At 68.7% G+C, this 26,442-nt stretch carries 22 protein-coding genes; 14 read left to right on the top strand and 8 right to left on the bottom strand.

Going from position 1 to position 26,442, the window contains the following annotated elements; all coding sequences use genetic code 11:
* Positions 1-11 precede the first annotated feature (11 nt).
* Positions 12-1,445: an MBL fold metallo-hydrolase RNA specificity domain-containing protein gene (locus ACR4XW_RS13940; protein WP_434761164.1), complete on the bottom strand. Its 1,434-nt coding sequence runs from the start codon at positions 1,443-1,445 to the stop codon at positions 12-14.
* Positions 1,446-1,506: 61 nt separating this feature from the next.
* The gene (locus tag ACR4XW_RS13935) at positions 1,507-2,442 is read right to left on the bottom strand and encodes a PQQ-dependent sugar dehydrogenase (RefSeq protein WP_434761163.1); all 936 of its coding nucleotides are present in this window, start codon (positions 2,440-2,442) and stop codon (positions 1,507-1,509) included.
* Between the two features lie 300 nt (positions 2,443-2,742).
* Between ACR4XW_RS13935 and ACR4XW_RS13930 the strand changes: the two genes are divergently transcribed.
* Positions 2,743-3,978, top strand: coding sequence for a cytochrome P450 (locus ACR4XW_RS13930; protein WP_434761162.1), 1,236 nt, complete (start codon positions 2,743-2,745; stop codon positions 3,976-3,978).
* 1 nt (position 3,979) lies between these two features.
* On the opposite strand, the gene ACR4XW_RS13925 is transcribed toward ACR4XW_RS13930, so the two are convergent.
* Positions 3,980-4,615 carry a TIGR03085 family metal-binding protein gene (locus ACR4XW_RS13925; RefSeq protein WP_434761161.1) on the bottom strand — a complete coding sequence of 212 codons (636 nt, stop codon included), beginning with the start codon at positions 4,613-4,615 and terminating at the stop codon, positions 3,980-3,982.
* A gap of 18 nt (positions 4,616-4,633) precedes the next feature.
* On the opposite strand from ACR4XW_RS13925, the gene hisI reads away from it, so the two are divergent.
* The 13 genes from hisI (at position 4,634) to ACR4XW_RS13860 (ending at position 19,332) form a co-directional block, all read left to right on the top strand.
* Entirely contained in the window at positions 4,634-5,029 is a 396-nt protein-coding gene (gene hisI / locus ACR4XW_RS13920) for a phosphoribosyl-AMP cyclohydrolase (protein ID WP_434761160.1), read from the top strand.
* Positions 5,026-6,534 carry an anthranilate synthase component I gene (locus ACR4XW_RS13915; protein ID WP_434761159.1) on the top strand — a complete coding sequence of 503 codons (1,509 nt, stop codon included), beginning with the start codon at positions 5,026-5,028 and terminating at the stop codon, positions 6,532-6,534. Before hisI ends, ACR4XW_RS13915 begins: the two co-directional genes overlap by 4 nt.
* Entirely contained in the window at positions 6,531-7,136 is a 606-nt protein-coding gene (locus tag ACR4XW_RS13910) for a Trp biosynthesis-associated membrane protein (RefSeq protein WP_434761158.1), read from the top strand. The genes ACR4XW_RS13915 and ACR4XW_RS13910 overlap by 4 nt, the downstream gene beginning before the upstream one ends.
* 100 nt (positions 7,137-7,236) lie before the next feature.
* Positions 7,237-7,470, top strand: a complete 234-nt coding sequence (locus ACR4XW_RS13905; RefSeq protein WP_434761157.1) for an HGxxPAAW family protein — start codon at positions 7,237-7,239, stop codon at positions 7,468-7,470.
* Position 7,471: 1 nt separating this feature from the next.
* On the top strand, positions 7,472-8,281 hold the full coding sequence (trpC, locus tag ACR4XW_RS13900; RefSeq protein WP_434761156.1) for an indole-3-glycerol phosphate synthase TrpC: 810 nt from the start codon (positions 7,472-7,474) through the stop codon (positions 8,279-8,281).
* A complete protein-coding gene (gene trpB / locus ACR4XW_RS13895) occupies positions 8,266-9,525 on the top strand; it encodes a tryptophan synthase subunit beta (protein ID WP_434761191.1) in 1,260 nt (419 codons plus the stop codon). Before trpC ends, trpB begins: the two co-directional genes overlap by 16 nt.
* The gene (trpA, locus tag ACR4XW_RS13890) at positions 9,522-10,376 is read left to right on the top strand and encodes a tryptophan synthase subunit alpha (protein ID WP_434761155.1); all 855 of its coding nucleotides are present in this window, start codon (positions 9,522-9,524) and stop codon (positions 10,374-10,376) included. The genes trpB and trpA overlap by 4 nt, the downstream gene beginning before the upstream one ends.
* A 54-nt stretch (positions 10,377-10,430) precedes the next feature.
* Entirely contained in the window at positions 10,431-11,042 is a 612-nt protein-coding gene (locus tag ACR4XW_RS13885; RefSeq protein WP_434761154.1) for an SCO family protein, read from the top strand.
* Positions 11,043-11,048: 6 nt separating this feature from the next.
* Positions 11,049-11,585 carry a MauE/DoxX family redox-associated membrane protein gene (locus tag ACR4XW_RS13880; RefSeq protein ID WP_434761153.1) on the top strand — a complete coding sequence of 179 codons (537 nt, stop codon included), beginning with the start codon at positions 11,049-11,051 and terminating at the stop codon, positions 11,583-11,585.
* On the top strand, positions 11,582-12,346 hold the full coding sequence (locus tag ACR4XW_RS13875) for a DsbA family protein (protein WP_434761152.1): 765 nt from the start codon (positions 11,582-11,584) through the stop codon (positions 12,344-12,346). Before ACR4XW_RS13880 ends, ACR4XW_RS13875 begins: the two co-directional genes overlap by 4 nt.
* A gap of 200 nt (positions 12,347-12,546) precedes the next feature.
* Positions 12,547-17,115 carry a glutamate synthase large subunit gene (gene gltB / locus ACR4XW_RS13870; protein WP_434761151.1) on the top strand — a complete coding sequence of 1,523 codons (4,569 nt, stop codon included), beginning with the start codon at positions 12,547-12,549 and terminating at the stop codon, positions 17,113-17,115.
* Positions 17,108-18,571 carry a glutamate synthase subunit beta gene (locus ACR4XW_RS13865; RefSeq protein ID WP_434761150.1) on the top strand — a complete coding sequence of 488 codons (1,464 nt, stop codon included), beginning with the start codon at positions 17,108-17,110 and terminating at the stop codon, positions 18,569-18,571. Before gltB ends, ACR4XW_RS13865 begins: the two co-directional genes overlap by 8 nt.
* Before the next feature lie 38 nt (positions 18,572-18,609).
* Positions 18,610-19,332 carry a glutamine amidotransferase gene (locus ACR4XW_RS13860; RefSeq protein ID WP_434761149.1) on the top strand — a complete coding sequence of 241 codons (723 nt, stop codon included), beginning with the start codon at positions 18,610-18,612 and terminating at the stop codon, positions 19,330-19,332.
* 28 nt (positions 19,333-19,360) lie between these two features.
* Here ACR4XW_RS13860 and ACR4XW_RS13855 read toward each other — a convergent pair whose 3' ends face one another.
* From ACR4XW_RS13855 to ACR4XW_RS13835, 5 genes are read right to left on the bottom strand one after another with little or no spacing between them, the layout of a single operon-like run.
* Entirely contained in the window at positions 19,361-19,900 is a 540-nt protein-coding gene (locus ACR4XW_RS13855) for a nucleoside/nucleotide kinase family protein (RefSeq protein ID WP_434761148.1), read from the bottom strand.
* Positions 19,897-21,405, bottom strand: a complete 1,509-nt coding sequence (locus ACR4XW_RS13850) for a CYTH and CHAD domain-containing protein (protein WP_434761147.1) — start codon at positions 21,403-21,405, stop codon at positions 19,897-19,899. The genes ACR4XW_RS13855 and ACR4XW_RS13850 overlap by 4 nt, the downstream gene beginning before the upstream one ends.
* 50 nt (positions 21,406-21,455) lie before the next feature.
* Positions 21,456-24,755 carry a bifunctional lysylphosphatidylglycerol synthetase/lysine--tRNA ligase LysX gene (lysX, locus tag ACR4XW_RS13845; RefSeq protein ID WP_434761146.1) on the bottom strand — a complete coding sequence of 1,100 codons (3,300 nt, stop codon included), beginning with the start codon at positions 24,753-24,755 and terminating at the stop codon, positions 21,456-21,458.
* Complete coding sequence (locus ACR4XW_RS13840; RefSeq protein WP_434761145.1) at positions 24,752-25,648, bottom strand: alpha/beta fold hydrolase; 897 nt, start codon at positions 25,646-25,648, stop codon at positions 24,752-24,754. The genes lysX and ACR4XW_RS13840 overlap by 4 nt, the downstream gene beginning before the upstream one ends.
* Positions 25,645-26,319 carry a DUF998 domain-containing protein gene (locus ACR4XW_RS13835; protein ID WP_434761144.1) on the bottom strand — a complete coding sequence of 225 codons (675 nt, stop codon included), beginning with the start codon at positions 26,317-26,319 and terminating at the stop codon, positions 25,645-25,647. The genes ACR4XW_RS13840 and ACR4XW_RS13835 overlap by 4 nt, the downstream gene beginning before the upstream one ends.
* Positions 26,320-26,442 lie beyond the last annotated feature (123 nt).

Here is a 26,442-nt window from a genome sequence, read left to right as displayed (position 1 = left end):
CAGAACACTGCTCAATACTGTGGTGCGTCGAAATCGTCATCGTCGTCGGCCGGGTCCGGATCCTCGGCGTCGAGGGTGACGATTTCGCCGTATCCGGGCACCACGGCCACCACACCGAGTTCGGCGCGCAGGTGTTGTGCGAAGCCGCGGGCCACCTCGGGTTCGCCGTGCACGATGAACACGGTCTCGGGCACCTGATCGAGATCACGCAACCAATCGGTGAGGTCGGAGCGATCACCGTGCACCGAGAATTCCCGATCGCGGACGATCTCGGCGGCGACCTTGACGTAGCGGCCATGAATCTTGACCTGGCCGGCGCCGTCCTCCAGGGCTCGTCCGCGGGTGCCCTCGGCCTGATACCCGACCAGGGCGATGGTGTTGCGGTCATCGGGCAGCAGCCGCTTCAGATGGTGCAGCACCCGGCCGCCCTCCAACATGCCCGAGGACGAGATGATGATCTTCGGGCTGCGGTCGGTGTTCAACGCCTTGGACGAGCGGGCGGAGCGGGATTCCCGCAGTTGCGGCAGCCCGGTGAAATCGGAGATCTCGATGTCGTCGCGCAACTCGTCGAGGCGCACATCCTTGTAGACCCGCAGCGCCTCCAGGGCCATGGGTGAATCGACCACCACCGGCACATCGGGAATGCGACCCTCGCGCTGCATCGAGGTGAGCGCCCGCAGCACGGTCTCGGTGCGGTCGATCGCGAACGCGGGAATCAACACCGTGCCACCGCGTTCGACGGTGCGGGTGATCGCCTCGGCCAGGTCCTGGTGTTCGACCTCGGGTTCTGGATGTTCCCGGTCACCATAGGTCGACTCCATCACCACATAGCGCGCCCCCGGTGGGGTCTTGCGGGCCTTCAGGATCGGATGGTCGTGTCGTCCGACATCGCCGGAGAACAGCACCTCGGCATCGCCCAGGCTCAGATGCACCGAGGCCGAACCCAGAATGTGTCCGGCCCGCACCCACCGTCCGACCAGCCCGTCACCGAGATCGACGTTGACGTCGAAATCCACCTCCCGGAACAGCGGCAGGGTCGCCTCGACATCCTCGGTGGTGTACAGCGGCAGCGCCGGTTCGTGTTTCGACCAACCACCCCGGTTGGCGTCCCGGGCGCCGAGTTCCTGCAATTTGCCACCATCGCGCAACACGATCTCGCCGAGCCGAATGCTGCCCTCGGTGGCCCACACCGGCCCGGAGAACCCGCGGGCCACCAGAGCCGGCAGGTAACCGATGTGGTCGGTGTGCGCGTGGGTCAGCACCACATCGCTGATCGAGGCCGGGTCGACCGGAAAGTCGTCCCAGTTGCGTTCCCGCCACTGCTTCTCACCCTGGAACAGGCCCGCATCGACCAGCACGCGGCGCCGTCCGATCGTGAGCAGGTACTTCGAACCGGTCACGGTTCCGGCCGCGCCGAGAAAGGTCAGGGTCAAGTGCTCGGTCATCGCTGGCTCCTCGCGTGTGGGTGCCCTCAGGCTAGCCAGCCGATGGTCCGCAGCGGTGGTGTCACTCGCCGAGACGCAACAACCGGTCGTCACCGTCGGCCGGATCACCACGCCCGTCGGTATTGGAGGTGCCGACCACCAGGGCGTCATCGTCGGGATCTGCGGCCACCGCCCGCAACCGGCCGTACTGCTCGACCAGATGTGCCACCGGGTCACCGGAACCGGATTCCTGCACCGGAATCTGCCACAGGCGTTGGCCGCGCAGCCCGGCCATCCACAACGAGCCGCGCCAGAAGGCCAGCCCGGACGGGGAAGCCTCCTCCACCGGCCAGGTGACCTGGGGGTTGATCATGCCGGGTTCCTCGCCGTACCCCTCCACGGTCGGCCAGCCGTAGTTGCCGCCGGATTCGATCAGGTTCAGTTCATCGGCACCCTTGTCGCCGAACTCGCTGGCCCACAACCGGCCCTGATCGTCGAAGGCCAGGCCCTGCACATTGCGGTGGCCCAGGCTGTACACCTCGTTGCCGAAGGGGTTGCCCGGGGCCGGGGCGCCCTGGGGTGTCAGCCGCAGGATCTTGCCGGCCAGGGAGTTGCGGTCCTGGGCGTCCTCACGGGTCTGGGCGTCGCCGGTGGAGACATAGAGGTAACCGTCGGGGCCCAGGCGAACCTGTCCGCCGTTGTGGGTCTGGGCGACCGGGATCTCGGTGAGCAGGTTCTGCTGCTCGCCGGCCCGCTCACCGTCCCAACTCACCGACACCAACCGGTTGTCGGTGCCGGTGGAGTAGTACAGGAATAACGTGTCGGTGCCGACCGCGATGCCGAGCAAGCCACCCTCCGACGACGGGACGACCTCGTCGATCCGGCCGACCTCGGTGGCGGTGCCCGAGGAGTCGATGCGTTTGATCAGCCCGGTATCGCGTTCGGTGACCAGGGCGTCGCCGTCGGGCAGCCAGTCGATACCCCACGGTGTGGTCAGGCCGGTCGTCCAATCGCTCACGCTGGGCGGGGCAGTCGGATCCGTGCTGGGGCTCGCAGTGGCCGTGGGCTCCGGTGTGGCGGTGGCGTCCGGTGTGGTGCTGGGAGCCGACGAGCCCGGGGTACCGGAGGGTTGCGGTTCCGGCTCGGTGCCCCCGCTGCATCCGGAGACGACCAGCGCCGCCGCCAGGGCGGAGATCCACGGTGCACGGCATCGCATGGCACCCATTTTGCCCGTTCCGGTCGCCTCGCACCCACCCTGCCCCGGCCGGTGTCGGGCCGACTACTGTTGAGTAACAGTCGAGACGTCCCTGGAGGGGCCATGTCCAGCAGCACCCATCCCGACACCTGCCCGGTGGGCCATGCCTCGGATCGCAAGACCGAACGCCCCGCCGAGAGCTACACCCCCGCGATCGAGAACCTCGACGGTGCCTGGCACATCCGCTCGCAGCATCTGGTGCGTCAGGCCCTGCGCGAGTTCGGCGACGAATCGATCCAGGAAGGGTTCAGTGCCGAACTGATCCGGGCCCGCACCAGCAGCATGCGCACCCCGGTGCTGTACATGGACGGGGAACCGCATCGCCAGGTACGCGCCAAGATCGCCCGCTACTTCGCCCCGGTCACCGTCGGACGCCGCTACCGGGATCTGATGGAGGCCCGCGCCGACGAACTGGTGGCCCAGGCCCGGCAGCGACGCGAGTTCGACCTCGACCAGATGTCGCTGCGGATGGCGGTACACGTCACCGCCCAGGTGATCGGGTTGACCAACTCCGATATGGAGAAGATGACCCGGCGTCTGGAACGGTTCTTCGCCTTCCCCTCGGTGACCCCCGGCAAGCGGGCCGAAACCCGTTGGGCCAAGTTCAAGGTGAAGCTGCGTTCGGCCCGGTCCTCGCTGCCGTTGGTGTTCTTCCACATCCACGACGTGAAGCCCGCGATCAAGGCCCGCCGGGCCGAACCGCAGGAGGACGTGATCAGCCACCTGATCGAGGAGGGCTATTCCGACGGCGAGATCCTGGCCGAATGCCTCACCTACGGGGCGGCCGGCATGGTCACCACCCGCGAGTTCATCGTGGTCGCGGTCTGGCACCTGCTGGAACGTCCCGACCTGATGCAGCGCTACCTCGGTGCCGAAGAGGCCGAACGGCACCAGATTCTGCACGAGATCCTGCGGGTCGAACCGGTGGTCGGCCACATCTACCGCACCGCGGTTGCCCCGATCACCCTCACCGACGGGGACGAATCCTGGACAATTCCGGAGGGCGCCTTGCTCGACATGTACGTGCGCGCGGCGAACTCCGATACCGCGGCGGTGGGGGAGCACCCGCACTCGATCTGCCCCGACCGCACCCGCTCCCGCGGGGTGCGCCCCGAGGTGCTGTCCTTCGGCGACGGCTCCCACCGCTGCCCGGGGTCGCACATCGCGATCCAGGAGACCGACATTCTGCTGACCAGGTTGTTGCAACTGCCGTTGACGATCGTGCAGACCCCGTCGCTGTCCTGGGTGGACGTGGTGGCCGGTTACGAACTGCGCAATATGCGCCTGCGGATCGGCTGAGCTACAAGCTCAGGTCGGTCTCGGCCAGCTTCGCAACCGCTTCGTCGGTGCCGATCACCTGCACGTGGGCGGCCTCCCGCCGACCGTGCCCGTAGAGCATCAACTCGCTGGGCAGCCCCACCAGGTTCACGGTCAGATCACCGCTGGCCACCCGCAGTTGGGCGCCGTCATCGGCCCGCTCCAACACCACACCCACGTCGGCGCGTCGGAACCAGGCCCGGCCGAGCAGTTTGATCCGCCGCCACATCCAGTCCTCGACCTCGGTACCGAGATCGCGCGGGTTCGGTTCCCCGTTGACCCGCCGGACGTCCTCGTGGTGCACGAAGAACTCGGTGGCATTGGCCGGCTCGTCCACCCCCGGGATGGCGAAGACCGAGAAGCGGAACGGCCCGGTGCGCACCCGTTCGACCAATTCCGCGTAGCTCCACCGCTGTTGGGCCTCGGCCATCCGACGTTCGGTGAGCCCGGCCAGCGGTTTGGCGATGATGCCGGGGGCTCCCAACGGATCGGTTTCGCGTACCCACAGGTGCGTGACCAGATCATGGGTGGTCCAGCCGTCGCACAGGGTCGGGGCGTCCGGCCCGACATGGTCGAGCAGGTCACACAGGGCGGCGCGTTCAGTCTGGGCGAGATGCACGAACGCCAATGTTAGGCCATGGGGGACAATGGCGCAGTGAGTGAACCCATCACAGCCCTCGATCCCGACCTGAGCCGACGCCTGACGCGCAATGCCGATGGTCTGGTTCCGGCCATCGCCCAGGACGCCACCACCGGACAGGTGTTGATGATGGCCTGGATGAACGACGAATCCCTGGCCCGCACCCTGAGCACCGGACGCGCCACCTACTGGTCGCGCAGCCGCGGCAAGTTCTGGGCCAAGGGTGAGGAATCGGGCCACCGGCAGTGGGTGCGCGAGGTACGCCTCGACTGTGACGGCGACACCCTGCTGCTCCAGGTCGACCAGGAGGGCCCGGCCTGCCACACCGGCACCACCAGTTGTTTCGACACCGACCTGATCGCCACCCTGCCGGCCCAGGAGGATGCGCAGTGAAAGTCAGCCCCACCCTCGAGGAGTTCCGCACCGCGGCCGTCGAGCGGCGGGTGATCCCGGTACACACCCGGCTGATGGCCGACACCCTCACCCCGGTGGGTTTGTACGCCAAACTCGCCGCGAACCGACCGGGCACCTTCTTGTTCGAGTCGGCCGAACACGGCTCCTGGGGCCGTTGGTCCTTCGTCGGGGTGCACGCCGCGGCAACCCTGACCACCCGGGACGGACAGACCCACTGGGAGGGGAACGTGCCGGTCGGGGTGCCCACCGAGGGCGACCCGTTGGAGGTGCTCGATCGCACCGTCGAACTGCTGCACACCGAACGTGACCCCGACCTGCCTCCGTTCACTTCCGGAATGGTCGGCTACCTCGGCTACGACATCATCCGCCGGCTGGAGAACCTGCCCGACACCAACCCCGACGACCTCGGGGTACCCGAGTTGCGGATGAGCCTGGCCACCGACCTGGCCGTACTCGACCACTTCACCGGCGAGGTGTGGCTGATCGCCAACGCGATCAACTTCGACGCCACCGACGAGCGGGTGGATGCCGCCCACGCCGATGCGGTGCGTCGGGTGGAGCAGATGGCCGAGGCTCTGGCCCGGCCCACCCCGGCCCTGGCCGGGATTCGCGATACCCCGGCCGAACCGAAACTGCGCCACCAGCGCACCAGCGCCGAGTACGCCGCCGCGGTGGCCGAGATCATCGAGCGGATCGAAGCCGGTGAGGCCTTCCAGGTGGTGTTCTCGCAACGCTTCGACATCGACACCGAGGCCGATGCCTTCGACATCTACCGGATGTTGCGCACCTCGAACCCGAGCCCCTACCTCTACCTGCTGCGGATGCCGGGCTTCGACATCGTCGGCTCCTCACCCGAGGCGCTGGTCACCGTCAGCGACCGGCGTGCGATCACCCGTCCGATCGCCGGCACCCGGCCCCGGGGCAGCACCCCGGCCGAGGACGCCCAACTCGAGACCGACCTGCTCGCCGACGAGAAGGAATGCGCCGAACACCTGATGCTGGTCGACCTGGGCCGCAATGACCTGGGTCGGGTCTGTGAACCGGGCACCGTCGAGGTCACCCAATTCATGAAGGTGCGCCGGTACTCGCACGTGATGCACCTCGAGGCGGAGGTCACCGGACGACTTCGCGAGGAACACAGCGCCCTGCGCGCGGTGCTCTCCTGCTTCCCGGCCGGCACCCTCTCCGGGGCACCCAAGGTGCGGGCGATGGAGATCATCGACACCCTGGAAACATCGCGCCGCGGGGTCTACGGCGGGGTGGTCGGCTACTTCGATTTCGCCGGCGACGCCGATGTCGCGATCGCGATCCGCACCGCCCTGATCAAGGACGGCATCGCTCACGTGCAAGCCGGCGGTGGCATCGTCGCCGACTCGGTCGTCGAAGCCGAGAACGCCGAAAGTCGCAACAAGGCCGCGGCGGTGATTCGGGCGATCGCGGCGGCCGAAAGCCTGCGCCCGGTGACCCAGCCGGAGGCGCCGTGAGTGGCAGCAGGCTGCGGCTGCTGGGCCTGGCCGGGCTGCTGCTCGGTGCGCTGGCCGGCCTGGTGATTGCCTCGCGCACCTGGTGGACGATCCACACCGACGGCCCACCAGTGCCGATGTCGGGCACCACCAGCAGCGGCGGTCTGGCCACCGCCCTGGCCCTCATCGTCGCCGGCGGTATGCCACTGCTGCTGTTGTTGCGGCACCGGGGCCGGCAGGTGGTGGCGGTGGTGCAGGGGTTCGCTGGGGTCGGCATGATCCTCACCGGTGCGTTGCCGGGCACCCCCGGTGACGAACTGGTGCGCACCCAACTGCGTCAGCATACCCTGGCGAATGCGACCGGTCTGGAAACCACCGGCTGGCCGCTCGGCTACTTGGTGGCCGGCCTGATTGCGGTGGCCGGTGCGGTGATCGTGATGGTCGGGGCCGGACGTTGGCCGACCCGCGGTGACCGTTTCGACCGGCGCACCGTCGATGCCACCAGTGACGACCCGCACGAGGTCTGGAAAGCTCTCGACGCCGGGGTCGACCCCACCGCGGTCGACGGCGCGGCGGACGATGCCGAACCCGGCAGGTCACCTAGGCTGAACCATCCGGAGTGAAACAGGTGGGCGGAAAGCCCGAAAGTTCGACACAATGGCCTCGCGACCTGCCCATTCGGCGAATGCGGGAGGCCATTTTGCAAGCGACCAGGAGGCACCGATGAGCGCCAGCTACATCAACCGGGGCAACACCGAACCCGACGAAGCGAAGTACCACCACGGCCGTTCCCCCTCGGCCTGGGTCAGCGTTGCGATCGCCTTCATCGCCGCGGTGATCGGCACCGTGGCCGTGGTGACCCTGAACTGGTGGCTGCTGGCGGTGGCCGGCGGTGTCGTGGTGGTGGCACTGATCGTCGGCCGGATCATGCAGGTCGCCGGGCTGAGCAACGCCTGACGTGGGCGTCCTCGACGAACTCACCGCCGTTGCCCGTGCCGACGCCGACCGGCGAGCCGCGGACCTGCCGCTGAAGGAATTGCGGGCCCGGCTGGCCGACGCGCCGCCGGTGCGCGATCCGCTGCCGGCCTTCGCCGCCGAGGATCTGTCGGTGATCGCCGAGGTGAAGCGGTCCAGCCCCAGCAAGGGTGCGCTGGCCGAGATCACCGACCCCGCCGGGCTGGCCTCGGCCTACGCCCGCGGTGGCGCCGCGGCGATCTCGGTGCTCACCGAACGCACCCGGTTCAACGGCTCCTTGGCCGACCTGGCCGCGGTGCGCGCGGCGGTGGACGTGCCGGTGCTGCGCAAGGACTTCACCAGCAACGAATACCAACTGGTCGAGGCCCGGGTGACCGGCGCCGACCTGGCCCTGCTGATCGTTGCCGCCCTCACCGACGACGAACTCGCCGCCCTGTACGAGCACTGCCTCGAACTGGGACTGACCCCGTTGGTGGAGGTGCACACCGCCGAGGAGATCGAACGCGCCCTGCGGCTCGACCCGGCACTGCTCGGGGTGAACAACCGCAACCTGCAGACCCTCGAGGTGCACCCCGAGGCCTTCGCCGAGCTGGCACCGCAGATTCCCGATCACGTGATCAAGGTCGCCGAATCCGGTCTGCAGGGCCCGGCCGATGCCGCCGCAGCCGCCCGAGCCGGTGCCCGCGTGGTGCTGGTGGGTGAAGCGCTGGTGACCGGTACCAACCCCGAGGACGGCGTGGCGGCCATGATCGCCGCCGGCTCGTCCGGCCACGAGAAATCGGAACAACAATGACCCGCACACCCGACCCGTCCGAACTCACCGGCCACTTCGGCCCCTTCGGCGGACGCTTCACCCCCGAGGCCCTGCACGCCGCCCTGAGCGAACTGGACGCGGCCTTCACCGCCGCCCAGGCCGACCCGTCCTATGCCGCCGACCTGCACGACCTGCGGGTCAACTACGCCGGACGGCCCACCCCGCTGACCCTGGTCGACCGTTTCTCCCGGCACGCCGGCAACGCCACGATCCTGCTCAAGCGCGAAGACCTGAACCACACCGGTTCGCACAAGATCAACAACGTCCTGGGTCAGGCCCTGCTCACCCGGCGGATGGGCAAGACCCGTCTGATCGCCGAAACCGGCGCGGGGCAGCACGGCGTTGCCACGGCCACCGCAGCCGCCCTGTTCGGCATGGAATGCCGGGTCTACATGGGTGAGGTCGACACCGATCGACAGGCCCTCAACGTCGCCCGGATGCAACTGCTCGGCGCGGAGGTGATCGCGGTCAAGGCCGGTAGCCGCACCCTCAAGGACGCGATGAACGAGGCGATGCGCGATTGGGTCGCCACCGTCGACCACACCCACTACCTGATCGGCTCGGCCGCCGGGCCGCATCCCTTCCCGAAGCTGGTGCGCGAACTGCAGCGGGTGATCTCCACCGAAACCCGCGACCAGGTTTTGCAGCGCTACGGCCGACTGCCCGACGCGGTGGTCGCCTGCGTCGGCGGCGGATCGAATGCGATCGGCATGTTCGCCGACTTCATCGACGAAAAGTCGGTGGGCCTCTACGGCTTCGAGGCCGAGGGAGAGGGCATCGACACCGGCCGGCACGCCGCCTCGATCACCGGTGGTGCGGTCGGGGTGCTGCACGGCATGCGCACCTACGTACTGCAGGACGAGGACGGCCAGACCAAGGACTCGCACTCGGTCTCGGCCGGGCTGGACTACCCGGCCGTCGGGCCGGAGCACGCCTGGCTGCATCACAGCGGCCGGGCCAGCTACGAGCCGGTGACCGACCGGGAGGCGATGGAAGCCTTCAAGCTGCTGTCACGCACCGAGGGCATCATGCCCGCGATCGAATCGGCGCACGCCCTGGCCGGCGCCCTGCGATTGGGCCGCCGCCTGGCCGACGAGCAGCCCGACGCCGAACCGCTGATCGTGGTCAACCTGTCGGGGCGCGGCGACAAGGACGTCCGGACCGCGATCCAATGGTTCGGGATCGACGGGTCGGTGGACGGATTCCAGGGGGACGAGGCATGACCGGCGCAGACATCACACTGACCCGCGAACCGGGTAAGTCGGGACGGGCCATCGCCGCGGCCAAGGCCGAGGGCCGGGCCGCCTTCATCGGCTACCTGCCGGTCGGATACCCGACCGTGGAACTGTCGGTCGCCGCGATGACCATGCTCGCCCGGGGACAGCACTCGGCCGGGGCCGACATCGTCGAGATCGGCATCCCCTACAGCGACCCGATGCTGGACGGCCCGGTGATCCAGCGGGCCGGCAATGACGCCCTGCGCGGCGGAGTACGCACCCGCGACGTCTTCACCGCCGCCGAAGCGGTGGCAACGGCGGGGGCGGTACCGGTGACCATGACCTACTGGAACCTGGTCGAGCAGTACGGGGTGGATGCTTTCGCCCGCGACTTCGCCAATGCCGGCGGCGCCGGTCTGATCACCCCCGACCTCACCCCCGATGAGGCCGAGGAGTGGCTGGCCGCCTCGGAGAAATACGACCTGGAACGGATCTTCCTGGTCGCCCCCTCGTCCACCGACGAACGCATCATCAGCACCGTCGAACACTGCCGCGGCTGGGTCTACGCCACCGCGGTGATGGGCGTCACCGGTACCCGCACCAGCACCTCGGCGGCCGGGGAGGAACTGGTCGCCCGGCTGCGCGCCCTGACCCCCGACGTCCTGGTCGGGTTGGGGCTGGGGGTGTCCGATGGTGACCAGGCCGCCACGGTGGCCGGCTATGCCGACGCGGTGATCGTGGGTTCGGCCCTGGTCAAGACCCTGCTCGCCGCCGTCGACGCCGGGAACCCCGGCGATCTCAGCGCGATGGCCGCGGTGGTGGACGACCTGGCCGAGGGTGTGCGCCGCAAGCACTGAGCAACAATTCCGTTGCTCCGGGAACCATCCGGCGCGGTTGCAGGTTCTACCCTCGTGAGACCCGTGTGGATCGTGGTGGGGCTCGCCCTGGTGTTCTTGGCCGGGTGCGGGTCGGCCGCACAGACCCCGGATGCCGCTGAGGCGGCCGACCTGCACGGCACGGAGATCACCGAACCCTACGACCTGCCCGACGCCGTGCTCACCGACACCTCCGGGCACCGCTACCGGCTGGCTTCGACCCCGACCTCACCGATCGTGGTGATCGTCTTCGGCTACAGCCACTGCGAACCTCGCTGCTCCGAAACCCCCGGCAAACTCTCCGAGGCGCTCGCGATGCTGCCACGGGATCTGCGGCAACGGATCACCGCCATCCTGATCACGGTGGACCCCGAACGCGACACCGCGGCATCCCTGAAAGAATGGCTGGCGCGCGATGCCCCAGGCGTGATCGGATTGACCGGTGAACGCCCCGACGTCGAACACGTCGCCGAACGGGTCGGGGTGGCGATCAGTGGAAAGCAGCGCAACGGACAGGATGGCTACTTCGTGGGACACGGCACCCAGCTCATCGCCTTCGGCCCCGACCGGACTGCGATCGCGTACTGGCAGCAGGACCTCTCGGCCGCGGACATCGCGGCCGACCTACAGGTATTGGCTTCGAGGTGAAAGATGATGGCGACACAATTGCTTGATGCACCACCCCGGCAGACCACATTCGCGAAGGCACAGCCCTGGCTCTCGCTGCTGATGCGGCTGGGCCTGGTGGCGGTCTGGCTGGTATCGGGCCTGCTGAAGGTCGGCACCCCGCAGCAGTCGGTGATGGCCGTCGAGGCCTACGAACTGCCGCTGCCGCCGGCGCTGGTGAACGTGATCGGCTGGGGCCTGCCCTGGTTCGAGATCGCGCTCGGGCTGTTGTTGCTCGCCGGACTGTTGACCCGTCCGGCCGCGATCGCCTCCGCGGTGGTGCTGGTGCTGTTCATGGCCGGGATCATCTCGGCCTGGGCGCGTGGCTTGAGCATCGACTGCGGATGCTTCGGCGGTGGCGGCCAAGTGGCGCCCGACCAAACCAGTTACGCGTGGACCTTGCTGCGCGATGCCGGCTTCGCTCTGATGGCCGGCTGGCTGATCCTCTTCCCGCGGTCCAAGTTCAGCCTGGACCGTTTCGGTGAGGACGACGAGTTCGTTGTGGACGACGAGGAGAACGAATGAGCAAGAAGACTCGGGCCAATAAGCAGTTGAAGCGGGCCGGGACACCGTCACCCGGCGGGGCCAACGCCCGCGAGCGGGCCCGGCTGCAGGCGCAGGCCGAGAAGCGCAAGAAGGACCGGATGACCCTGATCATCGCCGGAGTGGTCGTGGTGGCCCTCCTGGTCGGCGGCGGGGTGCTGTTCTCCTGGTTCCTGTCCACCCGCTCCCCGGAAGCCGCACCCAGCGAGTTCAAGGAAGAACCGCAGGCGCTGGCGATGAACAAGCCGATCGTGTTCGGCAAGCAGGACGCACCGAAGACCATCTCGGTGTGGGCCGACTTCCAGTGCCCGCACTGCGCCGAGTTCGAGAAGCAGTACGGCGACATCATCGAGAAGGCCGTGGTCGGTGGTGAATGGAAACTGGAATCGTGGCCGATGGCCTTCCTGAGCGCCGGATCGGTCAGCTCGGCCAATGCTTACGGTTGCGCGGCCGAGGAGGGATTCGCCTGGTCGTACCAGAAGGCCCTGTTCGAGAATGCGAACCTGCAATGGAACAACGATCAGTTGGTGCAACTGGCCGAGAAGGTCAACGGCTCGGCCCCCGAAACCTTCACCAGTTGCGTCCAGAACATGGAGAAGGGCCAATGGGGTGAATCGATCAATGCCACCTCGCGGTCGATGGGCATCTCCAGCACCCCCACGGTGCACATCAACGGTGAACCCTTCGACCTGCAGGGCCTGACCAAGGAGAAGATGGCCGAGACCCTCGGCGTCGAACCCTGATCGCACCACCCGGGCCCGATGAACGGGCACCCGACAACCCGTGGCGAGGACAACCCCTCGCCGCGGGTTTTTTCATGGCTGTAACAAAGCCGTAGCGCGGGTGAAAAAGCCGGCTGCCACGATTGCGACGAAAAACGCACCGCCCGGCTGTGGGAGAACACCGGGTGGCGCGCACCGACGCTCACACCACGGAGGATCGCATGGTCGCCTTTACCGCTCGGGGACACGCACCCACAGCACAGGGCCTGTACGACCCCCTGAACGAGCACGACGCCTGCGGGGTGGCCTTCGTCGCCAACCTCACCGGTGAGCCCGCTCACCGAATCGTGCAACAGGGGCTCGAAGCCCTGCGCAACCTCGACCACCGCGGCGCCACCGGTGCCGACACTGCCGCCGGGGACGGGGCCGGGATTCTGATCCAGGTACCCGACGAGTTCCTGCGTGCGGTGGTCGATTTCGCACTGCCCCCGGTCGGGGCCTATGCGATGGGCATGGTGTTCCTGCCGACCGATCCCGAACACGCCCGTGCGGCCCGAGAAGGCGTGGCCCGGATCGCGGCCGAGGAAGGCCTGCGTGTGCTCGGCTGGCGTGCGGTGCCACACGATGCCGCCGGCTTGAGCCCGGTGTCGACCGCATCGATGCCCGGCTTCGAACAGCTCTTCGTGGCCGCCGATGATGCCGAGGGTCGGCCGCTGACCGGGCTGGACCTGGATCGGGTCGCCTTCGTGCTGCGGGTGCGAGCCACCCTGGAACTCGACCTGTATTTCGCTTCCCTGTCGGCACGCACCACGGTGTACAAGGGCATGTTGACCACCGATCAACTCGGTGAGTTGTTCCCCGACCTGCACGACGAGCGGATCGCCTCGGCGCTGGCGCTGGTGCACTCGCGGTTCTCGACCAACACCTTCCCGTCCTGGCGGCTGGCCCACCCCTTCCGGATGATCGCCCACAACGGTGAGATCAACACCGTGCGCGGCAACCGCAACTGGATGCGTGCCCGGGAAGCCCTGCTGGACACCGATCTGATTCCCGGTGACCTGCAGCGACTCTTCCCGATCGCCGAACCGGGCTCGTCCGACTCGGGCATCTTCGACCAGGTGCTGGAACTGCTGCACCTCGGCGGGCGCAGCCTGCCGCATGCGGTGCTGATGATGATCCCGGAGGCCTGGGAGAACAACGCCGACCTGAGCCCGGCGATGCGCGACTTCTACGAGTTCCACTCCTGCCTGATGGAGCCCTGGGACGGACCGGCCTGTATGACCTTCACCGACGGCACCGTGATCGGCGCGGTGCTCGACCGCAACGGCTTGCGCCCGGGCCGTTACTGGGTCACCCACGACGGTCTGGTGGTGCTTGCCTCCGAAGCCGGAGTGCTGGACATTCCGGCCGATCGGATCGCCACCAAGGGCCGGCTGCAACCGGGACGGATGTTCCTGGCCGACCTGGCCGAGCACCGGATCATCCCCGACGAGGAGATCAAGCAGAGCCTGGCCGGGGCTGCGCCCTACGGCCAATGGCTGGCCGATACCCGGGTGAACCTGGCCGACCTGCCGCAGCGCGAACACGTCGTGCACACCCACTCCTCGGTGGCCCGCCGCCAGCAGGTCTTCGGCTACACCGAGGAAGAACTGCGCCTGGTGGTGGCACCGATGGCCAACACCGGTGCCGAAGCGATCGGCTCGATGGGTTCCGACACACCTCTGGCGGTGCTCTCACAGCGGCCACGTCTGCTGTTCGACTACTTCATCCAGCACTTCGCCCAGGTCACCAACCCACCCCTGGACGCGATCCGCGAAGAGATGGTCACCTCCCTGCGCAACCGGATCGGGCCGGAGGAGAACCTGCTCGACCCCGGCCCGCGGACGATGCGCCAGATCGTGCTGCCGTACCCGATTCTGAACAACGACGAGCTGAAACAGATCGTGCAGATCAACCGCGACGGCGACCTGCCCGACCTGGCCTCGCACGTACTGCGTTGCCGCTATCGCGTTGCCGACGGCGCCGAGGGGCTGCGTGAGGCCCTGGACGCCCTGTGCGCCGAGGCCGCGGCCGCCATCGAGGACGGCGCCAAGGTGTTGGTGATCTCCGACCGGCACTCCACCGCCGACCTGGCCCCGATCCCGTCCCTGCTGGCCACCGCCGCGGTGCACCATCACCTGGTGCGGCAGAAGTCCCGCACCCGCGTCGGCCTGGTCGTCGAGGCCGGTGATGTGCGCGAGGTGCACCATGCCGCGCTGCTGATCGGCTACGGCGCCGCCGCGATCAACCCCTACCTGCTGTTCGAGTCGGCCGAGGACCTGGCCCGCCACGGCAGCTACGTCACGGTCTCGCCCGAGCGGGCGGTGCGCAACATCATCACCGCACTCGGCAAGGGCGTGGTCAAGGTGATGTCGAAGATGGGGGTGTCCACCGTGGCGTCCTACACCGGCGCCCAAATCTTCGAGGCCCTCGGCCTGTCCCGGGAGGTGATCGAGCAGTACTTCACCGGCACCACCAGCCAACTGGGCGGGATCGGGTTGACCGAACTGGCCGCCGAGGTCGCCGCGCGGCACCGTACCGCCCACCCCAGCGACGGCATCGCGCTACCGCACCGCACCCTGCCGGTCGGTGGCGAATACCAGTGGCGGCGCGAGGGTGAGGAGCACCTGTTCGACCCCGAGACCGTTTTCCGACTGCAACACTCCACCCGGCATCGCCGCTTCGACGTCTTCCGCCAGTACACCGAACGGGTCAACGAGCGGGCCGAACGGCTGATGACCCTGCGCGGGCTGCTGGAGTTCCGTTCCGATCGCACCCCGGTGCCGCTGGACGAAGTCGAGCCGGTCAGCGAGATCGTCAAACGCTTCTCGACCGGTGCGATGAGCTACGGCTCGATCTCGCAGGAGGCCCACGAAACCCTGGCGGTGGCGATGAACCGGCTGGGCGGCAAGTCGAACACCGGCGAGGGTGGGGAGGACTCCGCCCGTCTGCACGATCCCGTCCGGCGCAGTGCGATCAAGCAGGTCGCCTCGGGACGGTTCGGGGTGACCTCCGAATACCTGAGCAATGCCGACGACATCCAGATCAAGATGGCCCAGGGTGCCAAGCCCGGTGAGGGTGGGCAGTTGCCCGGCCGCAAGGTGTACCCGTGGGTGGCGAGCACCCGGCATTCCACCCCCGGGGTGGGGCTGATCTCGCCCCCGCCACACCACGACATCTACTCGATCGAAGACCTCAAACAGCTCATTCACGACCTCAAGTGCGCCAACCCGAGCGCTCGGGTGCACGTGAAGCTGGTTGCCGAATCGGGGGTCGGCACGATCGCGGCCGGGGTCAGCAAGGCCAAGGCGGATGTGGTGCTGATCTCCGGCTCGGACGGGGGCACCGGCGCCGCCCCACTGACCTCGCTGAAACATGCCGGCGGCCCGTGGGAACTCGGCCTGGCCGAAACCCAGCAAACCCTGCTGCTCAACGGCTTGCGCGACCGGATCGTGGTGCAGGTCGACGGCCAGCTCAAAACCGGCCGCGATGTGGTGATCGGCGCCCTGCTCGGTGCCGAGGAATTCGGGTTCGCCACCGCCCCGTTGGTGGTCAGCGGCTGCGTGATGATGCGGGTCTGCCATCTGGACACCTGCCCGGTCGGGGTGGCCACCCAGAACCCCGAACTGCGCGGCAAGTTCACCGGCCAACCCGAGTTCGTCGAGACCTTCTTCGAATACATCGCCGAAGAGGTGCGCGAACTGCTTGCCGAGCTGGGCTTCCGCAGTATCGAGGAGGCGGTCGGCCAGGTCGAGGTGCTGGACGCGAACCGGGCGGTGGACCACTGGAAGGCCGCCGGACTCGACCTGACCCCGATGCTGTACCGGCCCGAACTGCCCGAGGGCACCGCCCTGCACCACACCACCGGGCAGGACCACGGTCTGGCCCACACGCTCGACGTCGAGCTGATCCGGATCGCCGGTGAGGTGATCGAGGCGATCGAGGCCGGACGGCAGCCCGAACCGGTGCGCGCCGAGGTGGCGGTGAGCAATGTCGACCGCACGGTCGGCACCATGCTCGGCCACCACATCACCAAGGCCTCGGGTTCGGCGACCCTGACCGATGACACCGTCGACCTGACCCTGCGTGGGGCCGCCGGCCAGAGCTTCGGCGCCTTCCTGCCGGCCGGGGTGACCCTGCGGCTGATCGGGGAGGGCAACGACTACGTCGGCAAGGGCCTGTCGGGTGGCCGGATCATCGTGCATCCCAGCCCGGACGCCGGATTCAGCGCCGAGGACCAGATCATCGCCGGCAATGTGATCGGCTACGGCGCCACCTCCGGGCAGTTGTTGCTGCGCGGCCGGGTGGGGGAACGGTTCTGTGTGCGCAACTCCGGGGCCACCGCGGTGGTCGAAGGGGTCGGCGACCACGGCTGTGAGTACATGACCGGGGGAGAGGTGCTGGTGCTCGGCCCGACCGGACGCAACTTCGCCGCCGGGATGTCCGGTGGGGTCGCCTACCTGCTCGACCTGCGCCCCGACCGGCTGAACACCGAATTGGTCGACACCATGGCCCCCGACCCGGTGGATGTGGCCAGAATCGGCGAACTGCTCGAACTGCACCGTGCCGAGACCGGCTCGGCGGTGGCCGACCGGTTGTTGGCCGGCGGAGAACACGAGATCGCCGAGCGCTTCACCAAGGTGTTGCCGCGTGACTATGCCCGGGTGCTCGCCGCCCGTGCCGCCGCCCAGGACGAAGGCCTCGACGACGAGGCCACCACCGCGAAGATGATGGAGGCCGCTCATGGCTGATCCGCGTGGATTCATGAAGTACGACCGCCAGGTCGCCGACCGGCGTCCGGTCACCGAACGACTCGACGACTGGCAGGAGGTGTACCCGGGCGACCCGGCCCGGGCCCTGCTGCCGATCATCGGCACCCAGGCCGCCCGGTGCATGGACTGCGGCATTCCCTTCTGCCACTCGGGCTGCCCACTGGGCAACCTGATTCCGGAATGGAACGACCTGGCCCACCGCGGCGACTGGGAGCAGGCGATCGAACGCCTGCACGCCACCAACAACTTCCCCGAGGTCACCGGACGACTGTGCCCCGCCCCCTGCGAAACCGCCTGCGTGGTGGGGATCAGCGGCGACCCGGTGACGATCAAGAACGTCGAGGTCTCGATCGCCGAACGCGCCTTCGACCGGGAGTGGGTGCAACCGGTGCCCCCGCCCTGGCACACCGGCCACACCGTCGCGGTGGTCGGCTCGGGGCCGGCCGGGTTGGCCGCGGCCCAACAACTCACCCGCGCCGGACACACCGTGGCGGTCTACGAACGTGCCGATGCCCCCGGTGGGCTGCTGCGCTACGGCATTCCCGAGTTCAAGATGGAGAAGGCGGTGCTGGACCGGCGGATCCGCCAACTCACCGAAGAAGGCACCATCTTCCGCACCGGGGTGGAGGTCGGCGTCGACATCACCGCCACCGAACTGCGTGCCCGCTACGACGCGGTGCTGTTGGCGACCGGGTCGACGGTGCCGCGCGACCTGACCGCCCCGGGCCGGGAACTGGACGGGATCCATCAGGCGATGGAGTACCTGCCGCAGGCCAACCGGGCCGCCCTGGGTGAACCACAGCCCGGCCAGATCACCGCCGCCGGCAAACATGTGGTGATCATCGGTGGCGGCGACACCGGTGCCGATTGCCTGGGCACGGCCCTGCGTCAGGGCGCCCGGTCGGTCACCCAGGTGGAGATCATGCCCCAACCCGGCCCCGGGCGTCCGGCACATCAGCCGTGGCCGACCTACCCGATGATCTTCCGGGTTGCCTCGGCCCACGAGGAGGGCGGGGAGCGGGTCTACGCCTCGTCCACCACCGAGTTCTGCGGCACCGACGGACGGGTCACCTCGCTGCGACTCACCGAGGTGCGCTTCACCGACGGCGCCTTCGAACCGGTACCGGGCACCGAACGGGAGATTCCGGCCGACCTGGTGTTGCTGGCGATGGGTTTCGTCGGGCCCGAACCGACCATTGCCGCCGAACTCGGCCTGGATCTGGACGCCCGCGGCAACATCGCCCGCGACCGCGACTACGCCACCAACCTGCCGGGGGTCTTCGCCGCCGGGGACTGCGGCCGGGGCCAGTCGCTGATCGTCTGGGCGATCGCCGAGGGCCGGGCCGCCGCGGCCGGGGTGGACGCCCACCTGACGGGTGCCGACACGATCCTGCCCCGTCCGATCGCCCCCACCGAACGCAGTTTGATGCTCTGAGTGGTGTCGTCGCGGTTCGTGGGACGATATGCGGTGATATGAAACCTTTCGTGATGGTGGCGGCCCGGGACGGGGACGCGGCGGTGGCGGCCGAGTACGGCGCGGTGTGCACCGCAGGAGGATTGTCGCCCGAGGAACTGGTACTGGTTCGGGGCTGGGAGGAGTCGCTGGCCGACCTCGATGTCACCGCGTATTCGGCGGTGATCGTCGGGGGCAGCCCGTACAACGCCAGCGATGAGGACAAGAGCGACAACCAGGTGCGCCTGGAAACCGAACTGGGCCGGGTGATGCGCGATTGCCTGGACACCGGTACGGGCATGCTCGGGATTTGTTACGGCGTCGGGCTGATCACCCAACAACTCGGTGGGGTGGTGTCGAAGGACTTCGGCGAGCCGGTCTCGGCGGTCGAGGTGCGGGTCACCGAGGCGGGCCGCCGGGACCCGGTGCTGGCCGGGGTGCCGCCCACCTTCCGGGCTTTCACCGGCCACAAGGAGGGTTGCGCGGTGATGCCCGACGGTGCCGAACTGCTGGTGACCGGCGACAACCCGGTGCAGGCCTACCGGATCGGCGATGTCTACGTCACCCAGTTCCACCCCGAACTCGACGCCGCACTGCTGGCCGACCGGATGCGGATCTACGTCGATCACGGCTACTTCGACCCCGAAGAAATGGAAGACATCATCGCCCGGGCCCATGCCGCCGGTCTGGGCGGGGAACAGATGCGGGTGCTGACCAACTTCGTCGCCCACTACCGTCGCTGAGGCCGCCCCGCTAGCCGTTGTCGATCCGCTAGCTCGTGTCGATCCGCAGATCGGCCCGCTCGGCGGTGCCATCGGCACCGAAGAGGGCGGCTTCCTGGGCGGCCCACCGTTGCCAATACGGACGGTAGGTCTCCCCGTCGCGGGCCAGGCCACGGGCCATCCTGACCTCCGCCGGCGCATCCAACCAGAGCCGCACCGCGGCGTAATCACCGGCCGGGCGCACCGACGATCCGCAGCCCTCGATCAACAACAGTTCCACCGGTGGCACCTCGACGATCTCGGCCCAGTCGTCGGCATACCAATCCCAGCGCCGATAAGCACCCGAGCGCCCTTGGCCGAGGGGCTCGAGAATCTGCTCGGTGAGCAGCCTCGGGGCCTCGGCCAGACCGTCCCAACCCGGAATCAGGTCTTCCACCTCGATCACCGGGCAGCGGTACTCCTCGGCGATCAGGCCGGCCAACACGGTCTTGCCGGCACCGCTGGGGCCGTCCACCGCGATCACCCGCACCGGCCCGCATCGGGCCGGCGAGCTCTCGATCAGGTCGCGAACCTGCGCGGTCAGTTTCACCGGCGCAGCCAGGAGCGATGTTCCTTGGCATTGGCCCTGGTCAGGGCGCGGGCCGAGACCTCCCGATCGTGCTCGGATTCGTTGATCTCCCAGCCGTAGAGCACCCCATAGCTGAATGTCGACTCACCGTGGGCCCGGGCGATGTCGGCCAGTTCGTGCAACCGCTGTCGGGCAACCACCCCGTCCTGCAGGCCACCGAAGGTTTCGGTGACCGCCTCCCAGGCCTTGGCCGCGGGCCCGGCTTCGGGGAAGGCACTGCTGACCGCCTCGCAGGCATAACGCATCGCCTTGGCCTTCTTGCGGGTCTCGTGCAGGGCCTCCCAATGCTCGTCACCGGTGCGCTCATGGGCGTAACGGTCCCAGCGCAGCACCCGTTTGCGGGCCTTGTTGATCGGGTCGCGCAGTACCTGCCCGGCGGGCCGGTCGGCCTCGTCCAGCAGCGGCGGATGGGTCAGCAACCGCACCAGGGCTTGGTGCAGTAGCACATAGCGCGGCGACTCCATCGCCTCCAGCAGGGTTTCCCGGGCGCGGTCGTGGGTGGCGTCCAGTTCGGTGGTGATCCGTTCGATCACCGGTCCGTCCACCGCGTCGTCGGGCAACCGCTCCAGATCGGCCAGCAACCGGGCCTTCAATACCTCGGCGTCGCGGGGGCCACCGAGTTCGGTGGCGAACCACTTCAACTCCATCCGCAGCGGGTCGGTGATCGACCGGTCCATCAGGTCACGGAAGGTGCGCAGCGCACTGCGCAGCCGGCGGGTCGCGACCCGGGTCTTGTGCACCGCCCCGGGGGCGTCGACCACCAGATCGGCGGCCCGGCCCTGGATCACCCCGACCTGTTCGGCCAGGTGATCCAACAGCACGGTGCGCGCAGAGGTGTCGGGGGAATGCTCGGTGATCTCGGGCAGCGGCCCCAGCGCGTGGGCCAGTTTGGAGGCATCGGCGGCGACCGAGAAGCCGGTGGTCGCGGCGATCGCATCACCGACCGAGCCGAACCAGTCGGGGCTGCCCTCGGCCAGCTCGAGTTCGATCTCGCGCCACCGTTCGACCGAGTCGGTGCGTCCGGTGCTGCGCAGGGCCAACACCGTGTCATCGCACAGCACCCCGAGCACCTGCCCGCCCCGTCCGGCACACAGATCGCGTTCGATCCGGTGGGTGCGCAGCTCGGCGATCGGCACCAACGGCGCCAGGCCGACCAGCTCCGACAACTCCGCGCGCATCCGGTCGGGTACCAGCACCGCTGAGCGTCCCGAGTCGAGGTCGGCATGAACTTCCACCCGGTTGTCGGCCGATTTGGGCAGTTTGGCGTGCCAGCCGGCGTCCGACCCACCGGTGCGGCGCCGCAGCGTCACCCCGGCCCGGGCCAGGGCATAGTCGGGGGTGTCGAAGTAGGTGGCCACCAGGTGGAACTCCCGGGTGGCATCAACGACTGCCAGGTCACCGAAAGCGGGCAACAGGGCATCCGGTTCGGCGGCGAACTTGCGTTCGACCTCCAGGTGGGTGTGCACCGGGCATCTCCTCGTGGGTCAACTGAGCATTGACAGTCTAGCTGGTGCGGTTACCCCTGGGGCCGGACGAAGGGGAAGGCCAGGGTGGCCCGGATCGGCTGCCCCAACAGCAACATGATGATCCGGTCGACCCCGATGCCCAGGCCACCGGTCGGCGGCATGCCGTACTCGAGGGAGGCCAGGAAATCCTCGTCCAATTGCATCGCCTCGGGGTCGCCGGCCGCGGCGGCCAGCGACTGGGCGGTGAGCCGGTCGCGCTGGTCGAGCGGATCGGTCAGCTCCGAATAGGCACAGCCCAGTTCGGCACCGAAGGCGACCAGATCCCATTGCTCGGTCAACCCCGGGACACTGCGGTGGGGGCGGGCCAGCGGGGATACCTCGCGGGGGAAATCGCAGTAGAAGGTGGGGAAGGTGGTTTGCTTCTCGACCAAGGCGTCGTAGAGCTCCATCACCAACTCACCGGCACTGGCCCCGGCCGGCACGTCGATCTCGTGGGCCCGGCAGGCCGTGGCCACCTCGTCGCGGCTCGAGTCGGGATGCAACTGGTGGCCACTGGCTCGCGACACCGCTTCGTGGATGGTCACCACCGGCCATTCGGGGGTGAGATCCACCTCGATCACGCCACCGTTGCCGTCGGGGCGGATCGCCACCGGACGTCCGTTCACCGCGGTCGCCATCGCCAGGATCAACCGGCGGGTGAGTTCCCGCATCTCGACATAGTCGGTGTAGGGGGCGTACACCTCGCAGGCGGTGAACTCCGGGTTGTGGGTGGCGTCGGCACCCTCGTTGCGGAAGTTGCGGCCGACCTCGAAGATCCGGCCCATGCCGGCCACCGTGAGCCGCTTCAGGTACAGCTCGGGGGCGATGCGCAGGTACAGCTCCATGTCGTAGGCGTTGATGTGGGTGATGAACGGTCGGGCCGCGGCACCACCGTGGATCTGCTGCAACATCGGGGTTTCCACCTCGAGGTATCCCTCACCGACCAGGGCTGCTCGCAGGGCCTGGACGCCCAGTCCGCGGCGGCGCAGGTGGTCGAGGGAATCGTCGGAGGTGATCAGGTCCAGCACCCGGTTCCGGGCCCGGGCGTTCTCGGCCAGCCGGCTGTGCAGGTCGGGCATCGGGTTGAAGCACTTCGCGGCCATCTGCCAGGAGGCCAACCACAGGCTGGGTTCACCGGAACGGCTGGTGCCCAGTTCACCGGTGACCGAGACGATGTCGCCCAGATCCACCCAGCGGCGGAAGTCGGTGCGCTGATCGGCCGGGGTGGTCTCGGCCGACACCAGGGCCTGGAGGCGTTCCCCGTCCTCCTCCAGTACCGCGAAGGTGACCCCGCCGAGGTCGCGCAGGGCACGCACCCGGCCGGTGATCGACACCACTTCACCGGTGTGCAGCTCTGAGGGACGGCCCTCGGCGGCCCCGGACAACAGGGTTCGGGCTTCGGCGATGCTGTGGCTGCGGGGCACCGACGGGGGATTGGGGGCCCGACCGGCCGCGTCCATTTCGGCGGCCTTGCGGCGGCGCACCCGCTGTTGGTCATTCAGCTTGCGGGTCGGCAGGGCCGGAACCGGTGGCGCGGCCTCCAACGCCCGCAGTTGGGTCAGGAAGTGCTCGTCGCGAACGACCTCCTCACTGCCGCGCCGCGGGGAGGGCAGGAATCCTTCGGCCACCGCCATCGCCCAGGCGGCCCTGGCCGCGGTCAGCCCGGGTTCGTAACACAGCAGCCGGGGAGACCATTGCGGGCTGTACTTGTCGTTCGACCGGTACAGGCTGTCGAGCTGGTAGAACCGCGACGCGAGCTTCAGCAGGGCATTGCTGAGCCGGGTGACCGGGCCGGCGCCGACCTGCTCGGCGGCACTGAACACATGCCGGAAGACCGCGAAGTTCAACGAGATCCGCTGGATCCCCAGCTCCTCGGCGTGCTTCATCAGCGAGGCGACCATGAACTCGGTGATCCCGTTGTCGGCCGCCGGCGAGCGACGCATCAGATCCAGCGAGGCACCGTGCCGTCCCCAGGGGGCGAAGGACAACAGACCCTGCGGTTCGCCCTGGGCATCCTTGGCCAGCACCAGCAGACACTGCCCGTCGGCGGGGTCGCGCACCCGGCCCAGGGCCATCGAGAAGCCACGCTCGGTGTCGGAGCCGCGCCACAGATCGGCCAGGTCGGCGGCCTCTTCCCGGGCCTCGGGGGTGAGAGCGGCGAAGCGGTTGATCTCGGCGGTGTACCCGGCCCGTTCCACCCGTCCCACGGCGTGGCGCACCGCGCGCATCGCCGGGCCGGCCAGGGTGAAACGGTCGGTGTGCAGTACCGCCTCGTCGCCCAGAGCCAGTGCGGTGAGCCCGCGTCGGGCATACAGTTCGGCGCCGTTGCGGCTCGCCGACAGCACCGTGGCGTAGCGTCCCGAAGCGTGGGCATGGGTCAGGAAGGCGTCGATCGCGGCCGGCCAGGAGTCCGGATCACCGATCGGGTCTCCGCTGGCCACCGCCACCTCGCCGTGCATCCGATGGGCGACCGCAGCCCGTCCATCGGGTGAGAAGGTCACCGCCTTGTCGCGTCGGGTGGCGAAATACCCCAGGGAATCGTCCTCGCCGTGTTCGAGCAGTAGGGCGCGGACGCGCAGTTCGTCGTCCGCACTCATCCCGATCGCCTCGGTCTCTGCCCGCCACAGCAGGTAGAACGCCGCCACCACCGCAGAGCCGGCCAGCAAGCCGCCCACGACATGCACCCAATCCGCCGCCGGCCACGGGGAGGTGTCGGAGCTGATTCCCAGCACTGCCATCAACGACCAGCGGGCCCGGGCCGGCCACGCCGGAAGTTCGCTGACTGCGGTCAGCAGCCCGAAGACCACCAGGTAGGCCACCACCAAACCGCTCACCAGAATGCCCAGGGCGTTGCGCACCGGACGTGCTCGCATCCGGACGACGAAGGCCGGCCGGGCCCACCAGACGTAGGCGGTGGCGGCCACATTCGTCACCACGGAGACCCACGCCAACCACACATCCCCGGCATCGAGCTCGAGTTCGGGGATGAAATTGCCCACGATGATCACCACCGCCAGCAACGAGGTCAGGGTGGTGAGCAGCATCAAACCGAGCAGGATGGAGTGGGCTGCGCGATACCGCCTGCCGATCGGGCCGGCCAGCACGATCAGCAGGGCCGCCGGGAACAGGCCGGGGCCGATCGGTAGTGCCAGCAGGTTGAACGGCAGGGTCACCCAGAAGTAGATCGAACCGGTGGTGATCAACGCGCCGATCAGCGACAACAGACCGGCCAGGAAGAGGATCCGCGACAGCCAGATGGGGGTGCGGTCCCGAACTCGATCGCGGCGACGGGGAAGGGCTGGATGGGTCATGGCACGTCCGGAGAAAGATCGAGGGTCTGGCGAAACAGGACCGCAACGGTATCGGGGTGGGTGAGCATCAGCATGTGCGGGGCCGGTTGCACCCGCACCCGGGCGGTGTTGCCCCGATGGGTGCGGTGCACCGGGCGGTGTTCAGCGGTATCGGTGCCCGGACGGTACCAGCGGGCGGTGACATTCAGCAGCGGTACCTCGCCGAGCGGCCGGGCATGGCGCAGTTCACCGAGTTGGGCGCGCAGGGTCGGGTAGGCGGCCCATTCGACCAGGGCTGCCTGCCACAGGCCCCGGCGCCGGTAGGTGTGTCGGCATCGTTGGCGGTGCAGGTCGCGTTCCGGGCCCGGATGTGGCCCGGGGCCCTCGAGTGCCTTGCGCAACCAGGGACCGAGCCGGCGCCAGCCGATCAGGCCGGCGGCCAGGTCCAACAGGGCCATCGCGAACCTCGTCTGGGTGTACCGGATGCGTCGGGTCAGTCTGCCGGGTGGGCGGTGCCGATCGGCGGCCGGGCTGGCATCGAGCAGGATCACCCCGACCGCCCGGGAGCGGTGTCCGGCGGCGGCCGCTTCGGCGTACCAGCCGCCCATCGAATGCCCGGCGAAAACCGCCGCGGACACCCCCAGGGAGTCCAGGATGGTGCCGGCATCGGCGACCACCTGTTCGAGGTCGTGGGTGCCCGGTGGCCAGTCGGGGGCGTCCCCGTTGCCGGGGCGATCGATCACCAGGATCCGCACTTCCGGCAGCCGGGCGGCCACCGGCACCCAGTCGAACCAGGCTCCACCCAAACCCGACCAGATCACCAACACCGGCGCGTCGGGAGCCTCGGCGGCCCATTCGGCGACATGGGCGATACGGGCTGGTGGGCCGACCTCGATCTGGTGATGGCGAATCATGGCCGGACTCCGATCCGCCCGGTCCAGCAGGCGATCGACAGCAGGGCCAGGCACACCGAGGATCCGACGATCTGCAGGCGTTGACTCCAGCCCAGCATCGACGCCCCGAACTCGGCGACCTCCAGCAACACCCAGCCGGTCAGCAGGGCGTAACCGATCGCCGCGACCATCAGGGCGCGCGATGGCGGCCGGCTTCGGGCCAGCACCCAACCCAGCAGCAGAAAACCGGCTACGGCGCCGGTGGTCGCCACCGAACTGCTGACGGTGTGCAGTTGGTGGTGCAGTGGTACCGTCCCGGCCTTCTCGGCCGCGGCGCAGGCAGCCGACACCGACGGGGTGCAGGCCATCGGCAACAGCGCGTCGGTGATCGTGCCTGCTCCGAACAATCCCAAGCCCAACAGGCCCACGGCACCGGGTTCCAGTAGTCGGGCCCGCCGGTCGCGGAGCCGGGCACTGAGCAACAAAATCGCGGCGACCAACACGGCCGTCCCGGCCAACACATCCCCGAATCGCAGCCACTGCGACCAGGGCTGGCCGAGGGCGAAGAGTTCGCTGACATAGGAGGTGCGAACCGGTAGCCGCGACCCGGACACGAACTCGGTGAGCCAGGACAGGTGGCACAACGCCGCGAAGGTGAGACAGGCGCCGGCGACGCGGGAAGAGATCGTCACCCGAGCCACCCTACTCAGCAGTACCGGGATCAACCGGTAGCGCGGCGCCGAAGCCCGGTGTTGGAGTGTCGGTGGGTGCCCCTACGATCGACACCCCGGGTCGAACACGACCGGCTCCCGGGG

The organism is Pseudenemella bisphenolivorans (genome assembly GCF_051133435.1).
Classification (GTDB): Bacteria; Actinomycetota; Actinomycetes; order Propionibacteriales; family Propionibacteriaceae; genus JAAYAO01.
The sequence above is the reverse complement of the archived record's forward strand: the minus strand, read 5'-3'. Positions and strand labels throughout refer to the sequence as shown.

Coding starts and splice junctions, on each gene's coding strand:
- ACR4XW_RS13860 (WP_434761149.1), top strand. CDS start 18,610: ATGAAACCTTTCGTGATGGTGGCGGCCCGGGACGGGGACGCGGCGGTG.
- gltB (WP_434761151.1), top strand. CDS start 12,547: ATGGTCGCCTTTACCGCTCGGGGACACGCACCCACAGCACAGGGCCTG.
- ACR4XW_RS13875 (WP_434761152.1), top strand. CDS start 11,582: ATGAGCAAGAAGACTCGGGCCAATAAGCAGTTGAAGCGGGCCGGGACA.
- ACR4XW_RS13930 (WP_434761162.1), top strand. CDS start 2,743: ATGTCCAGCAGCACCCATCCCGACACCTGCCCGGTGGGCCATGCCTCG.
- hisI (WP_434761160.1), top strand. CDS start 4,634: ATGGGGGACAATGGCGCAGTGAGTGAACCCATCACAGCCCTCGATCCC.
- ACR4XW_RS13865 (WP_434761150.1), top strand. CDS start 17,108: ATGGCTGATCCGCGTGGATTCATGAAGTACGACCGCCAGGTCGCCGAC.
- ACR4XW_RS13905 (WP_434761157.1), top strand. CDS start 7,237: ATGAGCGCCAGCTACATCAACCGGGGCAACACCGAACCCGACGAAGCG.
- trpA (WP_434761155.1), top strand. CDS start 9,522: ATGACCGGCGCAGACATCACACTGACCCGCGAACCGGGTAAGTCGGGA.
- lysX (WP_434761146.1), bottom strand. CDS start 24,755: ATGACCCATCCAGCCCTTCCCCGTCGCCGCGATCGAGTTCGGGACCGC.
- ACR4XW_RS13880 (WP_434761153.1), top strand. CDS start 11,049: ATGGCGACACAATTGCTTGATGCACCACCCCGGCAGACCACATTCGCG.
- ACR4XW_RS13940 (WP_434761164.1), bottom strand. CDS start 1,445: ATGACCGAGCACTTGACCCTGACCTTTCTCGGCGCGGCCGGAACCGTG.
- ACR4XW_RS13840 (WP_434761145.1), bottom strand. CDS start 25,648: ATGATTCGCCATCACCAGATCGAGGTCGGCCCACCAGCCCGTATCGCC.